The sequence below is a fragment of the Mycobacterium sp. genome, from assembly GCF_049585075.1.
GTDB lineage: Bacteria > Actinomycetota > Actinomycetes > Mycobacteriales > Mycobacteriaceae > Mycobacterium.
In genome coordinates this window covers 1-6,888 of record NZ_JBAUZA010000560.1, presented here as the reverse complement: position 1 = coordinate 6,888, position 6,888 = coordinate 1, and the positions used below count along the sequence as shown (strand labels likewise).

The following is a 6,888-nucleotide window of genomic DNA, read 5'->3' as shown; positions in this document are numbered from 1 at the left end:
GTTTCCACCACCGGGTTGTCCGCGCCAGTGGCCACCGCCGCCCGTCGCACCGCGGCGCGCAACCGGGCCAGCAGTTCATCCATGCCGAACGGCTTCGTCATGTAATCGTCGGCACCTGCGTCGAGTGCCCCCACCTTGTCAGAAGAATCGGTACGCGCTGACAGCACGATCACCGGAGCTGTCATCCAACCGCGCAGCCCGGCGAGCACGTCAATGCCGGATATATCCGGCAGGCCGAGATCCAGGATCACAACGTGGGGTGGCTGCTCGGCGGCGGCGGCCAATGCGCGCGCACCTGTTGCGGCGGTGATCACCTCGTAGCCGCGCACCGACAAGTTGATGCGCAGTGCCCGCAGGAGTTGCCGGTCGTCGTCGACAACAAGTACGCGGGTCATCGCTGCTCCGACGGTGGCTCTGGGGCGGCCATCTCCACCGCGATGGTCAACCCGCCACCCGGAGTGTCCGTCGCCTGCATGGTGCCGCCCATCGCCTCGACGAACCCCTTAGCCACCGACAGGCCCAGGCCCAGGCCGATGCTGTTGTCGGTATCGTTCAGCCGCTGGAACGGTTCGAACATCTGCTCCTCGGCGCCGCGGGCGACGCCCGGTCCCTCGTCGACCACGTTGATCAGCACCCGATCGGCGACCTGAGCGGCATTGACCCGCACCAGGCTGTCGGGCGCGTAGCGCAATGCGTTGTCGATGAGGTTGGACAGCACCCGATCAAGCAACCCCGCATCGGCCATCACGACGGTGCCGCCGACATCCACCTTGACCCGGTCCAGGGCGTCGTGGCCGAAGACCGTGCTGTGCGTGCCGATACTGACCAGTGCGCGCTGCACGGATTCTTCGAGAAAGACCTCGGAAAGCTCCGGCCGGACCGCCCCTGCGGCCAACCTGGATGAGTCCAACAGGTTGGCCACCAGCGCTGAGAGCTGGTCGATCGACTCTTCAACGGTGGCAAGTAATTCCGCGGTGTCGTCGGGGGAGAACCAGACGTCTTCGGCGCGCAGGCTGGATACCGCCGCCTTCGCGGCGGTCAGCGGGGTGCGCAGGTCATGGCCGAGCGCCGAGAGCAGCAGGCGGCGCATCTCGGCGGCCTGAGCGAGGGTCTGGGCTTTGCCGGCCTCTTCGGTGAGCTCGTGTTGTTTGACCAGACCGGCGGCTTGGGTAGCGACGGCCGACAAGACCTTACGGTCGCGGGCGGTCAAGGCTCGCCCGGACAGCAGCAACCAGAATTCGTCATTGCCCGCGCTGACCGCGGTGTCGGCGGAATCGACCGTCGCGCATGGGTCGGTGCCCACCGCCGTAATCACTTGCCGACCACCGTCGACCTCGCGCACCAGGCTCACCGTGCGTTGGGAATAGGCCTCGCGCACCCGCTCCAGCAACGTGTCGAGGTTGCCGCCGCGCAGCACCGATCCGGCGAACAGCGCCAACAACTCGGCCTCCTGTGCCGCGAGTCGGGCCTCGCGAGCGCGGTTGGCCGTGGTGTCGACCAGCGCGGCGACGCCTACGGCGACTCCCAGCACAACCACTTCGGTGATGAGATGGCTTGGATTGGCAACGGCGAAGGAATGCCGCGGGTCGGTGAAAAACCAGTTCAGCAGCAGCGCGGACAACAGCCCTGACACGAGTGCCGGTGCCACGCCGCCGAACAGCGCGACGGCAATCACCCCGAGGAAGAAGACGGCAGTCTTGCCGCCGACGTCCAGCACCGTGTCCAACCAGGCCGCGGTGATTGCCCACATGACCCACGGCACACTGATGGCCGCGAGCCACGACGCGAGTCGCCGGCCCCGCGGCGAGATCGACGCGAACGAAAACCCGGGGTGGAGCTGGTCGTGAGTGACCATGTGGACGTCGATCTTGCCCGAGTCCTTGATGGTGGCCGCGCCGATTCCCTCACTGAAAAAGCTCGCCCACCGCGACCGCCGCGAGCTGCCGATCACCAGCTGGGTGGCGTTCGTCTCGCGGGCGAATTCCAGCAGCGCGGCCGACACGTCATCGCCGACCACGGTGTGCACCGTTGCGCCCAAGCTGGTAGCGAGTTCGCGCACTTTGGTCGCTTGCAGCGCGGAGATACCCGAAAGCCCGTCGCCGCGGACCACGTGCACGACCATCAGTTGCGCGCTGGACTTCGATGCGATGCGAGAAGCGCGGCGTACCAACGTTTCTGATTCCGGGCCGCCGGTCACGGCGACAACTACCCGTTCGCGGGTTTCCCAGCTGTCGGTGATCTTCTTCTCCGCACGATACGTCGCCAGCGCCGCGTCGACCTGATCGGCAAGCCACAGCAACGCGAGTTCACGCAGCGCGGTCAGGTTGCCGGGGCGGAAATAATTGGACAGCGCCGCATCGACCCGCTCCGGCGGGTAGACGTTCCCGTGAGCGAGCCTGCGCCGCAACGCTTCTGGTGTGATATCGACCAACTCGATCTGAGCTGCTTTTCGGACGATATCGTCGGGCACCGTTTCACGCTGCTCGACACCGGTGATCGAGGCGACGACGTCGTTGAGGCTTTCCAGATGCTGAATGTTGAGCGTGGAGATCACGGTGATTCCCGCGTCAAGCAGCATTTCGATGTCCTGCCAACGTTTTGAGTTGGCGCTGCCGGGGATATTGCTGTGCGCGTATTCGTCGACCAGCGCCACCGTCGGGCGACGCCGCAACACCGCCTCGACGTCGAGTTCGGAAAACTCGGTTCCACGGTAGGAAAGCTTGCGCCGTGGAATGACCTCGATGCCGTCCACGAGTTCGGCAACCTTTTTGCGGCCATGGGTTTCGATGACCGCCGCGACGACGTCGGTACCCCGTCCCTGCCGCCGATGCGCCTCGCCAAGCATGGCGCAGGTCTTACCGACCCCGGGTGCCGCGCCGAGGTAGATGCGCAAGTCGCCGCGACGTTGCGGTTGCCCTCGCTCGGCGGTTGCTGGCCCCGCAGCCGACGCATCGGAAGTCACAGGAACATCATCTATCGGAAAGATCGAGACTTCACGCGTACTCGGAAGTTCAAGCCTTCACCGGGTACTTGCGATCCAACTCGAGGTCGAGTTGCACCACGTTGACCACCGGCTCGCCGATGAAGCCGAGCAGCCGACCGTGCTGGTTGTGGCTCACCGCGTCGTGCACCTGGTCAGCGCTGATCCCGCGGGCGCGGGCCACCCGGTCCACCTGGATATCGGCGTACGCCGGCGAGATGTCGGGATCGAGGCCGCTAGCGCTGGCGGTGACGGCGTCGGCAGGTACCGCGGGGTGGTCAGACGCTGCTCCACGAATCGGAACGATCTGACCGACCGAGTAGTCCTGACCGTAGGAAGCGCAGTCCACCCGGACACCCTCGTAGAGTTGCTGAAACACCGTCGTTGGTGCACTGCCGGGCTTTGCGCAAGGTTCGTTCACGCTGACCACCCGGGTCGGATGGATCGCCTTTCCGGACGAATCCCGCGGACCGATCACCGACAGCACTGCGCCCACCCCGCCACCGGTGCAGAACGGGCGTGAGCCGTCGACCTTCTCGAGCTTTCCGATCGCGAAACTGCGCGCGCACACCTGGGTCAGCAGGCTGGGTTTGAATCCGGCTGTCGACGGATCGGCACCCGGAGCCAGCCTGGCTGGATCGGCTGGTGTGTCGACGATGCTCTCCGGGCCCAGGTTGGTGGCGCCTGATGCCATAGGGTCGTAGCCCGTCCCTGCCGCCGAGGGCCTGCTCTGAAAGTACTGCGGCAGTGGGTTGCCGTCTTTGTCGGTGAACGACTGGCCAATCAGCTTGCTGGCGACCGGCTTTCCGGAAACCTTGACTATCGAGCCCTCCGCCTTGGCGTGCAGCCCGGGAAGTAGCCCGACTCCCCAGACGGCCAAGGGGTAGACGAAGCCGGTGATCACGGTCAGCACGAGCAGGGCGCGCAGCGCCGCCCAGTGCTGCCGAATCAGGTTGCTAAGGTTCATGTCAGCTCATCCCTGGGATAAATTGCACGAGCAGGTCGATCAGTTTGATGCCGATAAACGGCGCGACGATGCCGCCCAGCCCGTAGACGTACAGGTTGCGGCTCAACAGTTTTGACGCGCTACTCGGTGTGTACTGCACGCCGCGCAGCGCCAGCGGAATCAGCGCGACGATGATCAGCGCGTTGAAGATCACCGCGGAAAGAATCGCCGACTGCGGGCTGTGCAACCGCATCACGTTGATCAGCCCCAGGCCGGGAAATAGGGCCACGAACATGGCGGGGATGATCGCGAAGTACTTGGCGATGTCGTTGGCGATCGAAAACGTGCTCAACGCGCCACGGGTGATCAACAGCTGCTTGCCGATTTCCACGATCTCGATGAGCTTGGTGGGGTCGGAGTCCAAATCCACCATGTTGCCGGCCTCTTTGGCCGCGCTGGTGCCGCTGTTCATCGCCACCCCGACGTCGGCCTGAGCCAACGCGGGCGCGTCGTTCGTGCCGTCACCGGTCATCGCGACCAGCCGGCCACCCTGCTGCTCACGCTTGATCAGCATCATCTTGTCTTCCGGGGTGGCTTCGGCGAGGAAGTCGTCGACTCCGGCCTCGTCGGCGATTGCCCTGGCGGTCAGCGGGTTATCACCGGTGATCATGACCGTCCGGATGCCCATCTTGCGCATCTCGTCGAAGCGCGCACGCATGCCGTGCTTAACCACGTCCTTGAGGTGGATGACCCCCAGCACGTCGCCAGTCTTGGCGCCGCCGTCGCTGACCACGCCAACCACCAGCGGCGTACCGCCGGCGGCCGAAATGCCGTCGACAATGTCGCCGAGCATTTCGGGAATGACGCCGCCCTGCTCGCGAACCCACTTGGCGACGGAGCTCGCCGCACCCTTGCGCAGCTGTTTTCCATCGAGGTCCACTCCCGACATCCTTGTCGTCGCGGTGAATTCGACCCAGTGGGCGTGGCTGAGCTCACCAGGGGAGCGCTGCCTAAGCCCGTAGGCCTCCTTCGCGTAGACGACGATCGAGCGGCCCTCCGGTGTTTCGTCGGCCAGGCTGGACAACTGCGCGGCGTCCGCCAGCTCCTCGGACGTGACGCCGGTGACCGGGATGAATTCCGACGCCTCCCGGTTGCCCAGGGTGATCGTGCCGGTCTTGTCCAGCAGCAATGTGTTGACGTCGCCGGCGGCCTCGACCGCGCGGCCCGACATCGCCAGCACGTTGCGCTGAACCAGCCGGTCCATGCCGGCGATGCCGATCGCCGACAGCAACGCGCCGATCGTGGTGGGAATCAGGCACACTAGCAGCGACACCAAGACCGCACCGGTGACGCCGTTGTTGGTGAGCGCGGAGGTGTCGTGCACGCCCGGGTTGTTGATCTTGGAATAGATCGCCAGCGGCTGCAACGTCGCCACCGCGAAAAGGAAGATGACGGTCAGCGCCGCAAGCAAAATGTTCAGCGCGATCTCGTTCGGTGTTTTTTGGCGGTTGGCGCCCTCGACGAGTGCGATCATCCGGTCGATGAAGCTCTTGCCGGGCTCTTGGGTGATTTTGATGACGATGCGGTCCGAGAGCACGGTGGTGCCGCCGGTCACCGCGGAGCGGTCGCCGCCGGATTCCCGGATCACCGGCGCCGATTCGCCGGTGATGGCCGATTCATTAACCGACGCAATACCTTCCACGATCTCGCCGTCGCCCGGAATGAATTCGCCGGCCTCCACGACGACGATGTCGCCCTTTTGCAGTTCCGGGGCCCGGACGTCCTCCTCGGTGCCGGGAGTGTCCGGTGACCAGCCGTGCAATCGGCGCGCGATGGTGTCGGCCTTCGATTTACGCAGGGCGTCGGCCTGAGCTTTGCCCCGTCCTTCGGCGACAGCTTCAGCGAGGTTGCCGAAAAGCACTGTCAGCCAAAGCCAGAACACGATCAGCCAGCCGAACACCGATGGCTCGCGGACTGCCAGCACGGTCGTCCAGACGGCGCCGATCTCGACGATGAACATCACCGGGTTGCGCCACAACGTGCGCGGATCGAGCTTGCGCAACGCATCGGGTACCGATTTGGCCAACAGCTTGGGGTCGATCAGTCCGCCCCGGACCCGCCCGCCCGGTGCGTGGCCGCTGTGGTGGTGTGATGAATGGCCGGAGTGGGCTTTTCCGGCCGTCGAAGCCGAAGTCGTTGTCATTTCAGTGGATTCCTTCAGCGAGCGGTCCGAGTGCCAGCATCGGCAGGAAGGTCAAGGCACACAAGATGACCGTCACAGCCGCGACGAGGCCGACGAACTGCGGCCGGTGGGTAGGAAGCGTGCCGGAGGACTCGGGTGTATGGCCTTGGCGGGCAAGCGATCCACCCAGCGCGAGTACCAGGATTATCGGCAGGAATCTGGCGATGACCATCGCTAAACCAAGCGCGATGTTGTACCACGTGGTGTTCGCTGACAGGCCGGCGAACGCGGAACCGTTGTTGTTGGCTGCGGAGGTAAACCCGTAAAGCACTTCCGATAGGCCGTGCGGTCCGGTGTTGGCCATGCTGGTTCGCGGGCCGGGTAACCCGATCGCGATGCCGGTACCGAGCAACACGAGCAACTCGGTCACCGGGAAATAGCTTGCCGCGAGCTTCATTTCGCGGGGCCTGATCTTCTTGCCGAGATATTCCGGCGTGCGACCGACCATGAGCCCGGCGATGAACACGGTCAGAATCGCCATGATGAGCATGCCGTAGAGGCCCGAGCCCACCCCGCCCGGCGCCACCTCGCCGATCTGCATGTTGAACAGCTGGATCAGCCCACCCATGCTGGTATACGAGTCGTGCGCCGAATCCACGGCCCCGGTAGAGGTGAGCGTGGTCGCGTCGGCAAAGACTCCGGAGTCGGCGATACCGAAACGCTGCTCGACGCCTTCCAGGGCCGCACCGACCGCCGAGGGCACGGTCCCGTGGTGAGCCA

Annotated in this window: 5 protein-coding genes; all 5 read right to left on the bottom strand. The window is 65.0% G+C overall.

Annotation, left to right across the window (positions count from 1 at the left end; all coding sequences use genetic code 11):
• Positions 1–395: response regulator (locus WB785_RS25585; RefSeq protein ID WP_424083040.1), on the bottom strand; the 395-nt coding region annotated here is incomplete at its 3' end.
• Complete coding sequence (locus WB785_RS25580) at positions 392–2,962, bottom strand: DUF4118 domain-containing protein (RefSeq protein WP_424083038.1); 2,571 nt, start codon at positions 2,960–2,962, stop codon at positions 392–394. The genes WB785_RS25580 and WB785_RS25585, both read right to left, overlap by 4 nt.
• Before the next feature lie 49 nt (positions 2,963–3,011).
• The gene (locus WB785_RS25575) at positions 3,012–3,947 is read right to left on the bottom strand and encodes a potassium-transporting ATPase subunit C (RefSeq protein ID WP_424083036.1); all 936 of its coding nucleotides are present in this window, start codon (positions 3,945–3,947) and stop codon (positions 3,012–3,014) included.
• A 1-nt stretch (position 3,948) separates the two neighbouring features.
• Positions 3,949–6,129 (bottom strand): potassium-transporting ATPase subunit KdpB, encoded by a 2,181-nt coding sequence (gene kdpB, locus WB785_RS25570; protein WP_424083034.1) that lies wholly within the window; start codon positions 6,127–6,129, stop codon positions 3,949–3,951.
• Between the two features lies 1 nt (position 6,130).
• Positions 6,131–6,888, bottom strand: a 758-nt coding sequence (locus WB785_RS25565) for a potassium-transporting ATPase subunit KdpA (RefSeq protein WP_424083032.1), incomplete at its 5' end; no start/stop codon positions are given.